Genomic DNA, 18,166 nt, shown 5'->3' with positions numbered 1-18,166 from the left:
GCTATCAGCTATCAGCTATCAGCTATCAGCTATCAGCTATCAGCTATCAGCTATCAGCTATCAGCTATCAGCTATCAGCTATCAGCTATCAGCTATCAGAAAATAAAACCAATCAAGATACTACAAAAAAGAATGCTCATGAAATCCATTAATCCACAAATCCAATAAATCCTGATCAAGACAAAAATCCTAATCAACCTTTCTAATACTCTTACGCACATGCTTCCCATTCGCTAAATACAGATCCACCATATAGAAAGAAGCCGGCAATGCACTCAAATCCATTTTGATAAATTTAGAGGTGAAATTGTAGTACTTACTTTCCCATTGCACCTTTCCTTTTTCATCGGTAAACTTAAACGTGATGTCTTGTGGTTCATCAATCACAATGTCTGCTGTCGTAGGTCCTTTTGTACGCGCCGGGAAAAATTCAAATACCGGCTGAATTGATGATCTGTCTGCAACATAGTTTTCTTTCACTGTAAAGTAATATTGAATCCCGCTCCCGAAGTTGGGTTCAAAATTCTTCAGCAATTTGCCGGCCTTATCAAGGATGCGAATGTATCCATAGCCGCCTTTCGGATTGGCCCAGAAACTTAAGCCATCGTTTGCAGTGTCTGTAATATTCAATACATAACAACCTGGTGCCAGATGCAAAGTGTCATTACGTAGTTCGGGTTTGTGTATCGCTCCCTGTGGAACTGCTTTAATCAATTGGCCAGCTGCATCTTTTAATTCCCAGCCGGTCTGAGTACTGTCTTTGTTTGGCATGAAAGAGATAACAATATCCTGTTCCATTGCTGGTGGCATTTTGCCGAAGGAGACTACCGAGTTGTCCAATGGATATTGATCTTTTTTTCCGTTGGGTGAAGAGAGTGTTACTTCAAAAGCGAAATTCCCGGCAATGTCTGTAGTAATATTTCCCGGCAGTACAATCTCTGTTGTTTGAAGAAAAGCGAGGTTGCCTTTCCATTTGTAGATCATTTTTTTTGAACCCTTCACACCGTATTCAACATTCAATGAATGCAAAGGTTTGCTTCCGTTGTTCTGGATGTGGATCCTTGCGCTGCCACAGACAGGATTCATTCTGCCATATTCATCAATATTGCTGGGTGCAATAACATCATTGATGGTCACGTCATAATCACTATTGGGCTTGCCATAGTAAAAAGCATGCGCATTGATTGCCCAGCCGCCCTGTGGTTTAGTAGAATGATATGGTTGCATTTTAAGCTCAACTGTATGGTTATTGCCTTTTAGCGGAAGTGTGTACACATCCGGAATTGCAAGAGAACCCGGGCACCAATTACCTCTGCTATATACCCATGTACCGGCTTGCGGAAAAACCGGGTTGTTGCCGCAAACGATATACATGTCTTTGTGATCTAACTTCTTGTCGTCAAAATATGTTTCACGCCATTTACTGCAGAACTCGCTGCATCCGTCAGGCGCGTCCATTCCATGACCGGTTTGCACAACCCTGTAATTGGCTATTTGTGCACCTTTGGGAGCATCCAGAGGCACTGGTTTTACCAGTGTCTCAAATGGTTTGCTGCTATCGCCATAGGCAAAGGAACCGCTCCACAATGTTTGGTGGCCAAGCGGATTCATAACAGGTGTCCCTTCAATAATTGCAAAATCAAGTGTTACGAGCCATCCTATGCCGTCGTTACTTTCATAACCTGTATGCTGGTATTCAATCTCCACAGAATCTCTTAGCAGCAATCCCCAGTCCGTTACATCCTGTTGCCATGTAAATTTCCAGGTACTGTCAAACCATCCGCCGTAAGGTGTCAACATCCGCATCATTTCAAGATTGAGCGGCTGCGATTGCTCACTTCCTTTCTTATGCAGAATAACATAGTCAATATAATCCCATGCGCCGCATTTCATACCATCGGGACATTGCAGTGTTATACTGGCAATAATTTTCCTGTAGTTTGTTTTTGAAGATGGAAATACTGCCCATTTGCGCACTTCATTAAAGCCGCGTGCAGGATCAGTCTTCATAAGTGTTTTGTTGTGTGGAATTACGTGTAATGTATCTCCCGGCGCTGCAAAAACATTTGCCAACGCGCCAAGGCATAAGAAAAGCAACAGTAATTTTTTCATGTGCTTAATGATTAGTGCGGGCGAATATAGACAATAAGATGTACGATGTTAGATGTACGATGTTAGATGTACGATGTAAGATGTACGATGTACGGTGTAAGATGTTTGGACCATCAAGTACGATCTATGAAGTATGAAGTACACAATTTTGATCACGCGAAGTAAGCTTAACTTACATGCAATTGTAATAACTAAAACAGCCCTGCGTTTAACAGAGCTGTTTTAGTTTATATTTTTTCTTTGCTGCGGCGCCCCTTTTTTTAATCAGGTACTTAGCGTTTTTTATTAAACGCTTTTGCCACAATAAACCTTTCCAAAACTACGTACTTCGTAAATCGTACTTCAAACTTTCTATTTAAACGCTTTTGCCATCAATAGGCCTTTCCAAAGCTGCGTACTTCGTACCTCGTAAATCGTACTTTTTAATTAAACGCTTTTGCCATCAACAAGCCTTTCCAAAGCTGCTTACATCGTACATCTTACATCTTACATTAAAAATGTATTTCCTTATAAGGATAACGCACCAAATACATCGAACGTACTTTCTCCAATATCCTGGCGCGCAGGTCATCGATGTTTAGTCGCTCGGTTGCGGAAACAAAAACGCAATTGCCTTCAGTAAGATGATCCCACTTGTCTTTCAGATCTTTAATGATTTCCACTTTTACATCATCACCCAGCCATTCGTCAAATGTTCTTTCTTCATACAAATCCATTTTATTGAAAATGGTAAGAATGGGCTTTTCGAAAGCATTAATTTCCTGTAGCGTTTTATTTACAACACCAATATGCTCTTCATGTTGCGGATGAGAAATATCAACAACGTGCAGCAAAATATCAGCTTCTCTTACTTCGTCAAGTGTGCTTTTGAAGCTTTCCACCAGGTGGTGCGGAAGTTTGCGGATAAATCCAACCGTATCGCTCAATAAGAAAGGCGTATTTTCAAAAACAACTTTGCGTGTAGTTGTGTCAAGTGTGGCAAACAGTTTGTTTTCGGCAAATACTTCGCTTTTACTCAGTAGATTCATCAAAGTACTCTTGCCCACATTGGTATAACCCACGAGGGAAACACGAATAAATTCACCTCTTTCTTTTCTTTGCGTAAAGGATTGTTTATCGATTTCCCCCAGTCTTTTCCTTAACAGTGATATTTTGTCTTTAACGATACGACGGTCAGTTTCAATTTCGGTTTCACCCGGTCCGCGCGTACCAATACCACCACCTTGTCTTTCAAGGTGTTTCCACATACCTTTTAAACGGGGGAGCAGATATTGATACTGTGCCAGCTCCACCTGCACCTTAGCCTGGGCAGTTCTGGCTCTGCGGGCAAAGATGTCAAGGATAAGGTCACTTCTGTCAATGGTTTTTACTCCAAGTGTTTTCTCAATATTTATGATTTGAGAGCCGGTCAGTTCATCATCAAAAATTACTACGTCAACCTGTTTTCCGTCAAGATAATTTTTGACTTCTTCCAGTTTTCCCTTTCCGATAAATGTGCGGCTATCCGGATGGGCTAATTTTTGGGTAAATCTTTTTATGCTTTCGGCGCCTGCTGTGGCCGCCAAAAAGGCCAATTCATCTAAATATTCCTGTACCTGTTCTTCAGTCTGCTCTTTTTGCACCAATCCAACAAGTACAGCCCTTTCTTCACTATTGATCTTTTGTTTTTTTTCTATCAAAGCGGAAATTTTTTTTGCAAAGATAAGCGGATCGTGATTTGTTGGGAATTCTGTCCTCGCTTCTTCTTGTTAATAGGGCAGGCCGTCTTTCTTTCAGTTATCTCCAATAAAAAAGCTCCCGTTATTCACAGAAGCTTCCTAAATATCTTTTATCCTCTTACGTGTCTTACGGTCTTACGATCTTACGATCTTCTCACTAGAGTCCGCTGATCGTCAACCCTATAGAATAAGGTCTGATGGTCGGTCCGGCACCATCTTTAAGAAAGCTGGTAACCTGGTAGGATGCATCGAGAGAAAAAATACCGTAACCAACACGTGCCGTTACAGCAAGCCTGGTACCGTTGATAAAGCGCTTATCTTTTTCTTTATTAATGTATTTTGAACCGTAAACGGACACGCCTGTTTGATCAACAAGGTTCTTACCCTTGGTATGAGCATCCAGCAAGGTACCGATTTTGGCGCCTATAGAAGCTTTAAATCCCTTATTAGGGTTAACAGGGTTACCGGCATACCGGAATTCTACCGGAATTTCTGCAAATACGGTAGTGAGTTTGTATTTTTTGAAGTTTGCTGAGTTTGTATTTGGAACGCTGGGTCTGAACGGCAGTGTATTGCTGTTCGCTTTCAGATCTATATATGTGTCCTTAAAAAAGATGTTACTACTTCCTATACCGGCACCAAAACCCACACTAAAATGCGGATTAGATTTAAATGGTTTATCCAGCATGAAGTACATGTTAAAGTGGCGGGAAAAGCCCGTAGGATTAATTGAGTCACCACCGTTCTGGTTGTCCCATCCATCATAACCAAATTGAATTAACAAGTGATCATTGGGCCTGTTGCTCAAATCAATTTTGCTGTAATCCGGTTTCTTTGGCTGGGTGTTGTTATTGTTTTGCGCTTTTGCTGCCAGGCAGAACGACGATATAAATAACAATCCTAAAAAAATCTTCTTCATGCAGTTAAAAATATATAAATATTATAGGCGGCAAAAATAATAGAATTGCATACACACAACTGGTTAAAAATAAGCCAAAAGAAAATACGTATTTCTAACGGCTGGCTGGGGATTATTAAGGTTATTTGCTGTTAAAGGCTACAATCCTTATTTTGTGTTGATCTACGGGTAAATGCAGCCTCAGAATAACGAATTAATCTTATGGAAGACGGGCAGATTGTTTTTAAAAGTGTGCTAATTGCGGAAGATAGTGCTATAAACCAAATATTTATGCAACGATCGCTAGGGAAGATATGCGGGAGGATCGATATTGCTGAAAATGGGGCACAGGCTGTTGAATTTGCCAGGGCGAACAAATATGATATAATCTTAATGGATATTTTCATGCCTGAAATGGATGGTTATGAGGCCACTAAGGTAATCCGGGAGCAATTGGGTGTTAAAACGCCAATAGTGGCCGTTACGTCGGTATCTTTGCCGGGAGAAGAGGAAAAATGCATGGAAGCGGGAATGAATGGCTATATTGTAAAGCCTTTTACACCGGAAGTGGTAAAAAAACTGGTGTCGGAAAAAGGAAGTTTGCAAACAGAGGAAGATCCGGAACAGCCCAATACTTATCATCATAATGGTCTCACGATCAATTTGAATATTTTGTTTCAATTAGGTGATGATACCAATGAGCATATTATAAGTATGATACAACTTTTTACAGATAATATGGCTGTAACAGTTGAAAAAATGATTCGATTGGCAGGCGAACAGGATTGGGCCCATCTGCAAAAAACGGCGCATTATGCAAAATCTTCGCTTTCCGTTATTAATGTGGTGGAACTTTTTGAGTTGGCCAAAGAGATTGATTTTGATTGCAGAGGACTGAAAGAGATAGAGTTAATTCCTGCCAAAGTTGAGCGTTTTGAAAAGATGTTTTTTGATGCACGCGATTTTTTAGATGATTATATAACTAAAATATAGAGAACTAAGTATTAATTTTAATCCGCTAAAACCTTTTTTCAACCTTATGAGAATACTAATTGCAGAAGATGATCCCGTGATGTTGAGAGCCATTGCAACACGGCTTACCAACGATGGATATGAAATTGCAACTGTAGCCGATGGGCAGGAGGCTTTAAAAATGTTCGAGGAATTTAATCCGGACCTGATTATTACCGACATTTTAATGCCTTATACATCCGGACTGGAACTTATTGGTGTAGTAAAATCAAACCTGTTAAAGAAAATTCCCATTCTTGTACTTTCCGCTTACGGCCAGGAGAATACTGTATTAGAAGCTTTTGACCTGGGGGCCGATGACTTTTTGACGAAGCCTTTCAATCCGCTGGAATTATCCACGCGCGTAAAACGCCTGCTAAAAAAAATATCCAATGATTAAAGTGTAGTTTTCACACAAACTAACGTTTGTAATAAATATTTAATATTTGAATATAAACGTTGAAAATCATCAATTTCTATAATTGATACATTCTCTTTGAATATTACTAAAATGTTAAAGGCATAAATTGTTTCATTTTCCTCGTATATTTGTGTCACAGAATAAAGATCAGAGATTTTTACACTAGTATCTGCAGATATTGAATCTCTAAGTTGATCAACCCCCTCCTTCACGATTTGCCTTGTTTCACGAAAAAGATTGCCGACTGCCTTACATCGATTGGATATGCCTGTATTATTAATTATTTAAAATGAACAAAATGAAAAGGACAATCGTAAAAAGAGTAATAGCAGCTACATTCATCGCAGCAGTATTCGCAGTTTCTTCTGTAAAAGCGGGCGACAAAATTGAAATCTTATCTGAAAAAAATCAGGCAAACATTCAGTTTGTTGGTTCTGCAGACAATGCGCTTTTCTTCAATGTAAAATTGGATAATCCTAAAGGAGATAAATTTACAGTAGTTGTAAAAACTGCAGACGGAACTACACTTTACAACGGTGAGTTTAATGATAAGAGCTTCGATAAAAAGTTCAAATTGCTGAAAGGTGAAGACAACATCCGTTACAGCTTTAGCATTAAATCTTCTAACAAGGCTCTTGAACAGTCTTTCAATGTAAATACTGTTACAAAGTCTGTTGATGATGTTGAAATAACAAAGCAGTAATCAAACATACTCAAATAAAAAGCCCCGCAGTTGCGGGGTTTTTTATTTGAGTATGTTTGGGTTGTACGTAATGAGTTATACGTTATAAGCTTTACGTCGTATGTTTAAACCATTGTAGACATTAGCGAAGATGAATCCTACCAGGTGAAAAACGTATAACGTATAACGTACAACTTATAACTTACAACCTAACAGCGGTTCCTGTGGCGACTACCATTAGCATACTGCCGCCGCTGCCGACAGTTTCGAAATCCAGGTCAATGCCTATAACTGCGTTTGCTCCCATTGCCTGTGCCCGCTGTTCTAATTCGCGCATCGCGGTTTGCTTCGCTTCTTCAATTACTCTTTCGTATGTGCCGCTTCTGCCACCTACAATGTCCCTGATTCCGGCAAATATGTCTTTGAAAATGTTTGCGCCAATAATGGTTTCAGCGCTTACAATTCCCAGGTAATCCCTGACAGGACTTCCTTCAACGGTGTTTGTTGTCGTAAGGATCATGATATATTATTTTTTGGATTTTGTTTCGGATGTAACAGGAGCGTTGTCTTTCCATCGCCATAAATACAAGGATGCATATGAACGGTATGGGCTCCACCTGGATGAGATCCGGATGATTTTTTCTTTTAGTTTCTTTTTATCCTCAATCTTCAGTTTATAGATTTTGATCACGGCATTTTGGAGTCCCCAGTCATCAATGGCAAAAATATCTTCGCGGCCAAGGCTAAACATCAGCAACATTTCAACTGTCCACCTGCCAACACCTTTTATCTGTGTAAGCAGGTCAATTATTTCTTCATTGGATAACACCATCAGTTTTTTGTCGGTTATTTTATGCTCTATGCAAAACGCGGCAACATTCTTTATGTAGCTTACTTTGGCGTTAGACAGGCCAATGGCTCTTAGCTGTTCTGACGGTGTGTCGAGCACTTGCTGTGAGGGGGGGATTTTTCCTCCATAAAGATCAAGAAACCTCGTTTTAATAACGGATGCCACCTTCGTGCTTAGTTGCTGGCTCATGATGGATGCCATCAGTAAAAAAGGAATGTGCTTCCGTATTTTGAGTTCTTCCATCGGTCCATGTTGTAGTATTACCGGCGATAGTTTTTTGTCTTTATGCAGATGTTCAAGATATTCCATTTTGGAAAGTTAGAATAAATCGCACAAGGATAATATACCATTCCTGTAATTTAGTGTCGGTTAACAGGGTTAAATCAAAAGTTGAATGGACAGGCTGGTACAAATTACAAAAGATGGATCATCCACAATTTGCATTCCCAATCTGGATGTTACTTATCATAGCAGGTATGGTGCAATGCAGGAAAGTATTCATGTATTTATTCAGGCCGGACTGGATTATTTTGTTGAAAAAAACGGCAAGCAATCCATAATTATTTTTGAAATGGGATTTGGAACAGGCCTGAATGCCTTGCTTACACTGGATTATGCGACCCGGAGCAACCTGCCGGTAATTTATGAAGCAGTAGAACTTTATCCACTGACAATGGAAGAGGCCGCAACCTTGAATTATACGGAACAACCTTCTTTGCTTTTGTACAAAGATGAATTCAAAAAGATGCACGCCTGCAATTGGGATGAACAGGTGGAAATAAATCCATTTTTCAGGTTGCGAAAAACCAGGCAGGATCTGCTGAATTATCTTCCCCTGCACTCTTTCGATCTGATTTATTATGATGCATTCGCTCCCTCCGCGCAGCCGCATCTTTGGGAAAAAACAGTTTTTGATAAACTGTACAATATGCTATCTCCCCCAGGTGTATTGACTACATATTGCAGCAAAGGCGATGTAAGAAGAGCGATGATTGCAAGCGGGTTTGCCATTGAGAAATTACAAGGGCCGCCAGGTAAAAGAGAAATGCTTCGCGGAACGAAACAAACACAAAATTAACTGACATGAGAAAACTTTTGATCTGCATTTTTAGTTTGATGATTGCGGGAAATCTGTTTGCACAAAAAACAGATGAAACTGCAATAAGAGCAGTAATGGCGAAACAGGTGACAGACTGGAATAACGGTAATATTGATGCTTTTATGGAAACCTATTGGAAAAGTGACAGTCTGAAATTCGTCGGCTCCAAAGGTGTTACCTACGGCTGGAAAAATACGCTGGAACGCTACAAAAAATCGTATCCAGATACAACCGTAATGGGTAAGCTGCAATTTGATATCCAGTCGGTACAAATTCTATCTAACGATTATGCCTTTGTGTTGGGCAAATGGTTCCTCAAAAGAACAATTGGCGATATCGGCGGCTATTATACACTTCTGTTTAAGAAAGTAGAAGGGAAGTGGGTGATAGCACTGGATCATACGAGCTAGGGGGGAATGGTGAATAGTGAATAGTGAAAGGTGCGAAAGCGTGCTTTTGCACAGAGCTGTTGCAATGCTAATTGTATGTGTTAGTTAAGCTGTCTGCTATTTTGACTATTTACTATTGCCCACTTATATATTGGATCATATGAGCTGGAAAAGTGAATGGTGAAAAGTGAATAGTGAAGGGTGATACAGTGCGCTTTTACTATTTAGCGGCTGACTGCATTTATCGCTTGTTGGTATTTGTTGAACTGTCTGCATTTTTGACTATTGACTATTCACTTTTCACTATTCACTGTCCTGCCTGGGCATTGGTTTCGTCCATAACTTATACATATACCAAATTAACAGCGCGAGGCTGGCAAGAAACCATATGTAGAAGAGAATATTGCCCAACCTTACACCGTTGTCAAAAAAGGCATAGCCATACATAATGCCGGCTGTGGAGTTGATGAGCATCCATAAAAGCCCTGTTGACAATGTAACAATTACCCGGCGAAGAAATTCTTTTACTTCCGGTTCCATCAAAAGTGAGTTGATTAATGCAGAAGTAAGTTACGAATGTTTAGTGGCCGAGCTCTATTTGAGAAGCAGGTTTTTAAAATCAGTAGAATCTCCTTTGAATACGTTGAAGTCCACACGATGGGTTATGCCGTCAACCTTTCCCAGTTCGCTGTGTTGCCAAAAGCGCCAGCTTTTATCGATGCGTGGTTTATCCTTTTCGAAATAATGTGCTATCCATAACGGGTAATCGTCGAACTCATCACCGAGGTATTTATTGTAAAAGCTCACATAGGTATAGATAATAGGCTTCACTTTGTAGGCGTCTTCCAGCATTTGAAGAAATGCTTTTATTTCGGCGCGCATTTTTTCCGGAGGTACATTGTAGAGCTGTTCAATGTCAAGAACCGGCGGAAGATCACCGGGCTGCAGATCTACCGTGTTTATAAAATTTTGAGCCTGGGCTTTACCGCTTTTGGTTGCAAGAAAAAAATGATAGGCGCCGCGTGTAATGCCGGCTTCTTTTGCCTTTATCCAATTTCGCCTGAAACCTGCATCTACCTTGCCCAATCCTTCAGTAGCCTTGATGAACACAAATCCCAGTTTAATATCATTCACTTTCATCTTAACTACCGAGGGCCAGTAAATAATGCCCTGGTATTTGCTGACATCAATACCGTGGATCTCATAATTCACCGGCATATCAATACCAAAGGCATCATAATGCACAAACCGTGCTTCATTAGATTCTTTAAACTGCCGCCATAAGGTAATGCCGATGAACGTTGCCATCGCTATAATGAGCACACATAAAATAAGCCATGCCTTACTACCTTTTTTCTTTGCGGTTTGCTTTGCCATCGGGGTGCAAAAATCATTTAAAAAAATTAAAGAAAAGAAGGTGATTTTTAGATTGATTTGTTTTTGTAAGAACGGTTTCAGTCTGTTTGAGGAAAATCTCATCATTGTCAATATCAATCGCTCATGAAATATCACGAGCAAATCAATATTCAGGAGACCTCACTGCGTGCCGATTATGGATTTTACTTTAAGCCCTACGGGCTATCGACAAAAAGTGTAATGTCGTTTCTTTTTGATAGTGGTTAACCAAATTACTCGTCGAAGTGACGATGCGGACGCAGTTCTCTGAATTGTTTGCAACCGGCCTTTTGTACTGCTTCATTTCTTTGCTAATGCATGGTGATCATCGGATCGACGACGGAGACATGTTTCAAATTTGAGGATATGTCCCGAACTAAACGATATAGCCACGCAGTCTCTCTATTTTCTTCTTATTTTCAAATCTTAATATCACCCTTATGGCATCAAAAATCGACACAATCATCTTTGACCTCGGAGGCGTTTTAATTGATTGGAATCCCCGTTATCTCTACAATAAAATTTTTGAGGACGAAGCAAAGACCGAGTGGTTCCTCGAAAACATTTGCACCGGCGACTGGAATGAAAGGCAGGATGCGGGAAATACGTTGCAAGCTGGTACCGAAGAGTTAGTGGCGCTGTACCCAGACTGGAAAAATGAAATAACCGCTTACTACGGGAGATGGACCGAAATGCTGGGCGGCGCGATAGAAGAAACAGTTGAAATACTACGAACATTAAAGGAGAAAAATGAAGTAAAACTGTATGCGCTTACCAACTGGAGTGCAGAAACATTTCCTCTCGCATTGGATCGCTTTGAGTTTTTGAACTGGTTTGACGGAATAGTTGTCAGCGGCGTGGAAAAAACAAGGAAACCTTTTGCCGATTTTTACCATATCCTGCTAAAAAGGCATGACGTGGTTCCGGATAAGACATTGTTTATTGATGATAATGAAAGAAACATTTTAGGTGCAGAAAGTATTGGGATACATGGAATTGTCTTTACTTCTGCGGATAAGCTAAAACAGGAATTGCGAGACTGGGGAATCAATGTTTAACATGCCGGGTTATTAGCAAAAGAACACGGCATATATTTTGAAAATACATTATTATTACAAGGGTTCAGTCAGGTAACTTTCCACATTGTGTGTATATCATTTAGTAGGAATGTGAGATAGTATAAGTTAAATTTGAGTAAGCTGCTGTTCCCGGGAAAAATAACTATTATTCACTTAAATTGAACGTGCTTTGACAGATACAATAATTAACCTTGACACCGTTAATCCGATCGAATTTTTTGGAGTGAACAACAGAAAACTCGATTTACTAAAAAGAAAGTTCCCATTATTAAAAATACTTTCCAGAGGAACTCAGATTAAACTAAGCGGTGCGCCTGAGCAGATAGATACTGCAAAAGAAAAAATCGATCTTATCATCCAATATATGGAACGAAACGGCGATATGAGCGAGAACTACTTTGAACAGATTCTAGGTGGTGACGATGCGGAAACGGTTGACAATTTTGTTGATCGCAACCCGAACGACATACTTGTGTTCGGTCCAAACGGTAAAACCGTACGTGCCCGTACGGCAAACCAAAAACGGATGGTACAGGCTGCAGACCGCAACGACATTGTTTTCGCAGTAGGCCCGGCAGGTACAGGTAAAACCTATACAGCTGTTGCCCTGGCCGTTAGAGCACTGAAAAACAAAGTGGTTAAGAAAATTATACTTACAAGACCTGCAGTTGAAGCGGGCGAAAGCCTTGGTTTTCTGCCCGGTGACCTTAAAGAAAAGATTGATCCATATCTGCGTCCATTGTATGATGCGCTGGACGACATGATACCTGCAGACAAGCTGGGTTACTACATGAGTACGCGCACTATTGAAATTGCGCCGCTGGCTTACATGCGCGGTAGAACGCTGGACAATGCCTTCATCATTTTGGATGAAGCGCAGAATGCGAATGATCTGCAATTAAAAATGTTCCTGACCCGTATCGGCGCCAATGCAAAAGCAATAATTACAGGAGACCCCACCCAGGTGGATCTTCCGAAGAATCAGAAAAGCGGATTAGAGAAAGCTATTCGTATTCTTCAAAATATTGATGGCATCTCTCATATCGAACTCGATGAAGAAGACGTTGTACGGCACCGCCTGGTAAAGGCAATTATCAGGGCTTACGACAAGGAAAAAGGCAAAGAAGAGATGAGACATTCATAAGTAGGGTATTGTATTAGTCACGAGCCTGTTTGTGCCCCGAGTACAAACAGAATGAAGATTTTTAAAATATTTACTATATAAGTTTCATCACACTCCCAAAGAAAGATGAATATTCAGCAGTATAACCTTTCATAAAGGAAGCGTCACATTAACCTGTTTTTAGAATGGGCCACTTTTTCAGTGGCTCATTTTATTTCGGACCGATAGAATTTAATTCAAAGGGTAAATAAAAGCCTTGTCCAGGATATTCAGATGGGCATCTTCGAAATTCTCAATTCTATGATCCGCTATCTCAAAGTTCAACTGAGCGTTTCCATTTGTAAAAGCAATAACAGTCATACCCGCATGTTTTGCTGCAAGCATCCCGGAATAGGAGTCTTCAATTACAAAACATTCTTCTGGTTTCACATTTAATTTGCCCGCTGTTGTATAATAAATGGAAGGATCGGGTTTTCCTTTGGGTTCAAACTCTGCAGAAGACACAGCGTCAAATAAATGGTGAATTCCGAGCTTGTTCAGAACAGCCGGGATAACTACTGATGGCGAATTAGTGGCAAGCCCTATTTTAAAATTCTGCGCTTTAAGTGTTTCTATAAAAGCTTTTACACCTGGTATCTGGCAATTTTCATTTTCAATTAAACTGATCACCTTTGAAACCACCATTCGCTCTACCTCTTCCAGTTTTTTGCCGGTCCATGGAAATTTTTCAAACCAGAATTTCGTTACCTCAGGTGTTGTCATAGATTTTGTTTCGTCACACCATTCGTCCGTAACATTTACTTCTAATGAAGAAAAAACTTCGAACTCTGCCTGTTTCCAGAATTTTTCTGAATCAACGAGTACGCCATCCATGTCAAATATTACAGCTTTCTTTATAATCATAACTGTCAGTTCGTTCAGTGATCAAAATGTAAATCAAAACCTTTTTGCTATCCGTTTTGGGACGCCACGAAAATATTTACTTGTTCGTTAGAAACCTGCATTTGGCATGTTTCGCACTTTATAGTTATGCCCTTATTATATTTGCGGAATGAAAATGCTTCTTGTTATATTGTCTTTTATTTTTATTGGATTGATAAGTTGTTCCGGCGGCAAAACCAATTTTACCAAAGCTGAAAACGCTTTTGACGCAGGCAGGGAATTTATTGACGGTTGCCTGAAGGGGGATTTTGAGAAGGCTGCCTTTTATATGAAACCTGATGCAACCAACAAGGAATCACTCGAAAAACTGGAAGTTGAGTTTAACAGGAAATCGCAGGAAGAAAAAAAACATTTTGAAGACGCATCTATTGTTATCTTAGACGACGAAACGGTTGATGAACGCACGCATATCATCAATTATAAAAATTCATACGACAATATTGCCAGGAAGATTAAAGTAGTTTTGACAGACGCCGGCTGGCTGGTTGATCTGAAATATACTTTTAATGGCAATCTATAACGATTTCTTAGATGTATCTAACGGCAGGAAATTTGCTTTCTCCGCTCCTGCAAATACATCGTTCGCTTGCCGGAAAAATAATCCAATCTCCTTTAGATGGCGTTTTAACTTTGAATGATTGTTCATCATTTGGAAAATGATACCTTATTTTGCATCATTAAAAAAAGCTTAGATGTTAACTGTTTTGCATCCCTGGCATGGAGTTGATTTTGGTGAACAGGCACCGAGAGTAGTAAATGCGGTGATAGAAATACCGCAAGGTTCCCGTTGTAAATACGAAATAGATAAACCAAGCGGCCTGCTTAAACTTGATCGTGTTATTTATTCTTCTTTCTATTATCCCTGTAACTATGGATTTATTCCAAGAACTTATGGTGACGATAAAGATCCCCTGGATATACTGGTAATTACTTCTTTACCCGTACAACCGCTTACATTGATGGAAGCAAAAGTGGTAGGCGTAATGCAAATGATTGACAGTGGTGACGCCGACGACAAGATCATTGCTGTTGCTGCTAACGACCCCGGAGTTAACCACTATAACAACATTGAGCAGCTTCCACAGCACTTTTTTGATGAGTTGCGCCATTTCTTTGAAGAATACAAGCATCTTGAAAACAAAACTGTGCAGGTGGAAGATTTTGGCGACAAAGCAAAAGCTTTAGAAATTATCGAAGCAGCTATTGCTAACTACAAAGAGCAATTTGGCAAAAAGTAATTGTTTGCGGTAATTGCCGTCATAAAATGCTTTTTTTCAATAAAAGTCGTCTCATATTTGTTTGATCTTTATTTTTGCGCAAACTTTTTAACACATGGAACATAAATCAACTGCAAAATACTGGGTGTACTTCTTTATTTGGTTGGCCATTCTGATCGTCCTGTTGTTCGTTTACAGGCAATTTTTCTGGCTGGCATTACCGGGTGTTTGCACTTATTTTGCTTTGGCGATGAACATCATGTAGGTCGAAAAGTCAAAATTCAAAAGTAAAAAGTCAAAAAGGTTTACACTGGTGACTTCGCGCTTTTGAAACAAAGATTGGAACAGCACCGATATAGTGGTGACTAAAAATATAAACGGAGCCTTAAATGCTAAGGCTCCGTTCTTTTTTTTCTATTTTATAAAGATGAATCGTGTCTATGAGTGAGCTTTTGACTTTTGAATTTTTACTTTTGACTTCCTTCCCCCCATCTTTTCGTTTTAATATCCAGCCCCGCTAAATCAAGCACACGATCCACGACAGTCATGGCAACCGCGTCAATGGTATCTGGTTTTGAGTAAAAAGACGGCGTTGCCGGACATATAATACCACCTGCTAGTGTTACAGTCTCCATATTTTTTATATGGATGAGGTTGTAAGGGGTTTCCCTAACCATTAAAATCAGCTTTCTCCGTTCTTTTAAAATAACATCCGCCGCACGTGTAACCAGGTCATCGCTCATTCCCGAAGCAATGCGCCCAAGTGTTCCCATGCTGCAGGGTGCTACTATCAAAATGTTGAAGCGTGCAGATCCGGAAGCAAAAGGCGCCGTAAAATCGTACTTGTCGTAATACGTTACAGGATAACGACTGTAGTCGTCATTCCCAAGTTCGGTCCGCCATACGTCCTTAGCATTACTACTCATTACCACACCAAGCTCCTGCCATTGGTCCGGCATTTGCAAAAGTTTTTCTAGTAAAAGCTTCGCGTAAATAGATCCGCTTGCACCGGTTATGGCTACTGCAATTTTATTAGGCATAAAGCAAAAGTAAGAAGGTATCAGGTATCTGGTGCAAGGTATCAGGTGTAAGGTATCAGTGTGAGGCGTAAGATATAAGGTAAGGAGCGGGGTGTGAGGCGTAAGATGTTAGCTATTGGATAATGATTTAGGTTTCAGGTTTGGGATAAAGTATTGGGGTAATGGAAAATTCAACGCGTGCAGAACACGGAGAGTGGGATATAAGCGCCCTGGTATTCACCTGTTACCTGAAACCTGATACCTTACACCCAACTCTCCGCCTTTAAAAAATTCACCGATCCCCAAACCCTACATCAAACATTATCAACTATCTTCATTAGTTTTACAAGTTATGGTAGAAATTTTCATCATACTCGGCCTTATCATCCTTAACGGTGTTTTTTCAATGGCGGAGATAGCCCTTGTTTCAGCACGTAAAGCCAGATTGGAAGCACAGGCGAATAAAGGCGATAACAGTGCAAGAGAAGCGCTGGAGTTAGCCAGCCGTCCCGACACTTTTCTTTCAACAGTTCAAATTGGCATAACATTAATAGGCATTCTTACAGGTATTTTTTCGGGGGAGAATATCAAAGGCGACATAGTTGCCTTCTTAAACAAGTTTGATGGTATTAAAAACTACAGCAATGGACTCGCAACAGCTATCGTTGTTATCATCATTACTTATTTCTCATTGGTGATCGGTGAACTGGTTCCCAAAAGAATTGGGTTAAGCAACCCGGAGCGCATAGCAAAAAAGCTGGCCGCACCCATGCGCCTTGTTACTTACCTCACTTACCCTTTTATATGGTTGTTGACTAAATCAACTAACCTCATCATTAAAATATTCGGAATTAAACAAAGTGAATCGCAAGTAACTGAAGAAGAAATCAAAGCCATCATAAGCGAAGGAACAGAACAGGGTGCTATTGAAGAAGCGGAGCAGGAAATTATTGAACGTGTGTTCCATTTAGGTGACAGAAATATCACTTCGCTTATGACGCACAGGAAGGATATTGTATGGTTTGACCTCCACACGACAGTAGGAGAAGTTAAGAAAACAACCCAGGAGGGAACGTACTCTGTCTACCCGATTTGCGACAGGCATATTGATGACGTAAAAGGAGTTGTCTTTTTAAAGCAGCTTTTTGCTGAAGATAACGCTACGCCGTTGAGTGCACTTGTGCAACCTGCTATGTATGTTCCGGAGAATAACTCTGCTTACCAGCTACTTGAGAAATTTAAAATGACCAAAACGCATTACGCGTTTATTGTGGATGAATATGGATCATTGCAGGGTATTATTACAATAAACGACATTTTGGAAGCCATTGTCGGTGACATGCCGCAACCTGATCAGGACGATTATGTGATCGTAAAACGTGACGACGGCAGCTACCTGGTTGACGCACAAATTCCGTTCTATGATTTTCTAAGCCATTTTGAAAAAACAGAATGGATGCATGAAGGCGAACATGAATTTGACACACTTGCCGGATTTATTCTCCACGAGCTTGAACGCATACCTGTAACCGGCGATAAACTTGAATGGCGGGGCTTTACATTTGAAATAGTTGATATGGATAACCATCGCATTGATAAATTGCTGGTTACCCTGAAATCAAAAAAAGCAGAAAAGGGCGAGGATGAAGAATAGTCCTAAAAATCAAAGGCGGCCTGAGTGTTGGGGTAGTCCAGCTTATAGCTCTGTTCTTTCCCGTTTGCTTTAAGGTGAAGCATATTTATTTGCTCCTTTTTGTAATCATGTAAAAGTGAATTAAACACAGCGATCTTCTTCACTGACGGAATATTTTCTACCTGGAAATAGGTCCACGTACTTTCTCCCTGTTGTTCAAACCCGACATAAGAGATGGTTACATTTTTCCCATCTACCTGAAAGTGAAGGTGTTTTTGAATGTAATCATTTACCAGTTTGGCCATTTCGGCCTGTTGCGAGGGTTTTTGAAGGTCAACTTTGGTTTTATAGTTGGTGGACAGAATGTTCTCAAAATCGTCTGTAAAAATGCGAACGCTTATCTCAAGGTTCTTATCCTTGCCGTTGTAGTTGACATCCGTCATCGATACAAAAAACGGGTGTAGTACTGCCAGCAATGCTGTGGAAAACCATTGAAATAATATATTTGCCATTCGTGGTATTTTTTTCTGAATTGCAAAGCTGCGGTTTAATTTTCAATTTTTGCGCGATGTAGAGGC

21 protein-coding genes are annotated in these 18,166 nt (G+C 40.2%); 11 read left to right on the top strand and 10 right to left on the bottom strand.

Annotated features, from left to right (window positions below):
* Window positions 1-189: 189 nt before the first annotated feature.
* From QTN47_RS26875 to QTN47_RS26865, 3 genes are all read right to left on the bottom strand, one after another.
* Complete coding sequence (locus QTN47_RS26875) at window positions 190-2,112, bottom strand: peptide-N-glycosidase F-related protein (protein ID WP_369332553.1); 1,923 nt, start codon at window positions 2,110-2,112, stop codon at window positions 190-192.
* Between the two features lie 491 nt (window positions 2,113-2,603).
* Window positions 2,604-3,791 carry a GTPase HflX gene (gene hflX, locus QTN47_RS26870; protein ID WP_369332552.1) on the bottom strand — a complete coding sequence of 396 codons (1,188 nt, stop codon included), beginning with the start codon at window positions 3,789-3,791 and terminating at the stop codon, window positions 2,604-2,606.
* A gap of 196 nt (window positions 3,792-3,987) precedes the next feature.
* Complete coding sequence (locus QTN47_RS26865; protein WP_369332551.1) at window positions 3,988-4,749, bottom strand: outer membrane beta-barrel protein; 762 nt, start codon at window positions 4,747-4,749, stop codon at window positions 3,988-3,990.
* Window positions 4,750-4,950: 201 nt separating this feature from the next.
* On the opposite strand from QTN47_RS26865, the gene QTN47_RS26860 reads away from it, so the two are divergent.
* From QTN47_RS26860 to QTN47_RS26850, 3 genes are all read left to right on the top strand, one after another.
* Window positions 4,951-5,721: a response regulator gene (locus tag QTN47_RS26860; protein WP_369332550.1), complete on the top strand. Its 771-nt coding sequence runs from the start codon at window positions 4,951-4,953 to the stop codon at window positions 5,719-5,721.
* A gap of 46 nt (window positions 5,722-5,767) precedes the next feature.
* A complete protein-coding gene (locus tag QTN47_RS26855) occupies window positions 5,768-6,139 on the top strand; it encodes a response regulator (RefSeq protein ID WP_369332549.1) in 372 nt (123 codons plus the stop codon).
* 319 nt (window positions 6,140-6,458) lie between these two features.
* Window positions 6,459-6,863, top strand: coding sequence for a hypothetical protein (locus QTN47_RS26850; RefSeq protein ID WP_369332548.1), 405 nt, complete (start codon window positions 6,459-6,461; stop codon window positions 6,861-6,863).
* Between the two features lie 181 nt (window positions 6,864-7,044).
* Here the strand turns inward: QTN47_RS26850 and QTN47_RS26845 are convergent, their stop codons facing one another.
* Together QTN47_RS26845 and QTN47_RS26840 are read right to left on the bottom strand one after the other, a co-directional pair.
* Window positions 7,045-7,362 (bottom strand): heavy metal-binding domain-containing protein, encoded by a 318-nt coding sequence (locus QTN47_RS26845; RefSeq protein ID WP_369332547.1) that lies wholly within the window; start codon window positions 7,360-7,362, stop codon window positions 7,045-7,047.
* Between the two features lie 6 nt (window positions 7,363-7,368).
* On the bottom strand, window positions 7,369-8,001 hold the full coding sequence (locus QTN47_RS26840) for a DNA-3-methyladenine glycosylase family protein (RefSeq protein WP_369332546.1): 633 nt from the start codon (window positions 7,999-8,001) through the stop codon (window positions 7,369-7,371).
* A gap of 85 nt (window positions 8,002-8,086) precedes the next feature.
* Here QTN47_RS26840 and mnmC2 point away from each other — a divergent pair, with 85 nt between their 5' ends.
* Together mnmC2 and QTN47_RS26830 are read left to right on the top strand one after the other, a co-directional pair.
* Window positions 8,087-8,770: a tRNA (5-methylaminomethyl-2-thiouridine)(34)-methyltransferase MnmC2 gene (mnmC2, locus tag QTN47_RS26835; RefSeq protein ID WP_369332545.1), complete on the top strand. Its 684-nt coding sequence runs from the start codon at window positions 8,087-8,089 to the stop codon at window positions 8,768-8,770.
* 5 nt (window positions 8,771-8,775) lie between these two features.
* Window positions 8,776-9,201, top strand: coding sequence for a YybH family protein (locus tag QTN47_RS26830; protein WP_369332544.1), 426 nt, complete (start codon window positions 8,776-8,778; stop codon window positions 9,199-9,201).
* A gap of 282 nt (window positions 9,202-9,483) precedes the next feature.
* Here the strand turns inward: QTN47_RS26830 and QTN47_RS26825 are convergent, their stop codons facing one another.
* Both QTN47_RS26825 and QTN47_RS26820 read right to left on the bottom strand, forming a co-directional pair.
* The gene (locus tag QTN47_RS26825) at window positions 9,484-9,720 is read right to left on the bottom strand and encodes a hypothetical protein (protein WP_369332543.1); all 237 of its coding nucleotides are present in this window, start codon (window positions 9,718-9,720) and stop codon (window positions 9,484-9,486) included.
* A gap of 54 nt (window positions 9,721-9,774) precedes the next feature.
* On the bottom strand, window positions 9,775-10,557 hold the full coding sequence (locus tag QTN47_RS26820; RefSeq protein ID WP_369332542.1) for a glycoside hydrolase family 25 protein: 783 nt from the start codon (window positions 10,555-10,557) through the stop codon (window positions 9,775-9,777).
* Between the two features lie 458 nt (window positions 10,558-11,015).
* Between QTN47_RS26820 and QTN47_RS26815 the strand changes: the two genes are divergently transcribed.
* Together QTN47_RS26815 and QTN47_RS26810 are read left to right on the top strand one after the other, a co-directional pair.
* Window positions 11,016-11,633 (top strand): HAD family hydrolase, encoded by a 618-nt coding sequence (locus tag QTN47_RS26815; protein ID WP_369332541.1) that lies wholly within the window; start codon window positions 11,016-11,018, stop codon window positions 11,631-11,633.
* 190 nt (window positions 11,634-11,823) lie between these two features.
* Window positions 11,824-12,798 carry a PhoH family protein gene (locus QTN47_RS26810; RefSeq protein ID WP_369332540.1) on the top strand — a complete coding sequence of 325 codons (975 nt, stop codon included), beginning with the start codon at window positions 11,824-11,826 and terminating at the stop codon, window positions 12,796-12,798.
* A 210-nt stretch (window positions 12,799-13,008) separates the two neighbouring features.
* On the opposite strand, the gene hxpB is transcribed toward QTN47_RS26810, so the two are convergent.
* Window positions 13,009-13,680, bottom strand: a complete 672-nt coding sequence (gene hxpB, locus QTN47_RS26805; RefSeq protein ID WP_369332539.1) for a hexitol phosphatase HxpB — start codon at window positions 13,678-13,680, stop codon at window positions 13,009-13,011.
* A 148-nt stretch (window positions 13,681-13,828) separates the two neighbouring features.
* Between hxpB and QTN47_RS26800 the strand changes: the two genes are divergently transcribed.
* The 3 genes from QTN47_RS26800 (at window position 13,829) to QTN47_RS26790 (ending at window position 15,201) form a co-directional block, all read left to right on the top strand.
* On the top strand, window positions 13,829-14,239 hold the full coding sequence (locus tag QTN47_RS26800) for a hypothetical protein (protein WP_369332538.1): 411 nt from the start codon (window positions 13,829-13,831) through the stop codon (window positions 14,237-14,239).
* A gap of 172 nt (window positions 14,240-14,411) precedes the next feature.
* The gene (locus QTN47_RS26795) at window positions 14,412-14,957 is read left to right on the top strand and encodes an inorganic diphosphatase (protein ID WP_369332537.1); all 546 of its coding nucleotides are present in this window, start codon (window positions 14,412-14,414) and stop codon (window positions 14,955-14,957) included.
* Between the two features lie 94 nt (window positions 14,958-15,051).
* Window positions 15,052-15,201 (top strand): hypothetical protein, encoded by a 150-nt coding sequence (locus QTN47_RS26790; RefSeq protein ID WP_369332536.1) that lies wholly within the window; start codon window positions 15,052-15,054, stop codon window positions 15,199-15,201.
* 202 nt (window positions 15,202-15,403) lie between these two features.
* On the opposite strand, the gene QTN47_RS26785 is transcribed toward QTN47_RS26790, so the two are convergent.
* Window positions 15,404-15,976: a UbiX family flavin prenyltransferase gene (locus tag QTN47_RS26785; protein ID WP_369332535.1), complete on the bottom strand. Its 573-nt coding sequence runs from the start codon at window positions 15,974-15,976 to the stop codon at window positions 15,404-15,406.
* A gap of 331 nt (window positions 15,977-16,307) precedes the next feature.
* On the opposite strand from QTN47_RS26785, the gene QTN47_RS26780 reads away from it, so the two are divergent.
* Entirely contained in the window at window positions 16,308-17,609 is a 1,302-nt protein-coding gene (locus tag QTN47_RS26780) for a hemolysin family protein (RefSeq protein WP_369332534.1), read from the top strand.
* 2 nt (window positions 17,610-17,611) lie between these two features.
* Here the strand turns inward: QTN47_RS26780 and QTN47_RS26775 are convergent, their stop codons facing one another.
* Window positions 17,612-18,100 carry a DUF6702 family protein gene (locus tag QTN47_RS26775; protein ID WP_369332533.1) on the bottom strand — a complete coding sequence of 163 codons (489 nt, stop codon included), beginning with the start codon at window positions 18,098-18,100 and terminating at the stop codon, window positions 17,612-17,614.
* Between the last annotated feature and the right edge of the window lie 66 nt (window positions 18,101-18,166).

Source organism: Danxiaibacter flavus (assembly GCF_041060425.1).
GTDB lineage: Bacteria > Bacteroidota > Bacteroidia > Chitinophagales > Chitinophagaceae > Danxiaibacter > Danxiaibacter flavus.
This window is presented reverse-complemented; position numbering and strand designations above follow the sequence as displayed.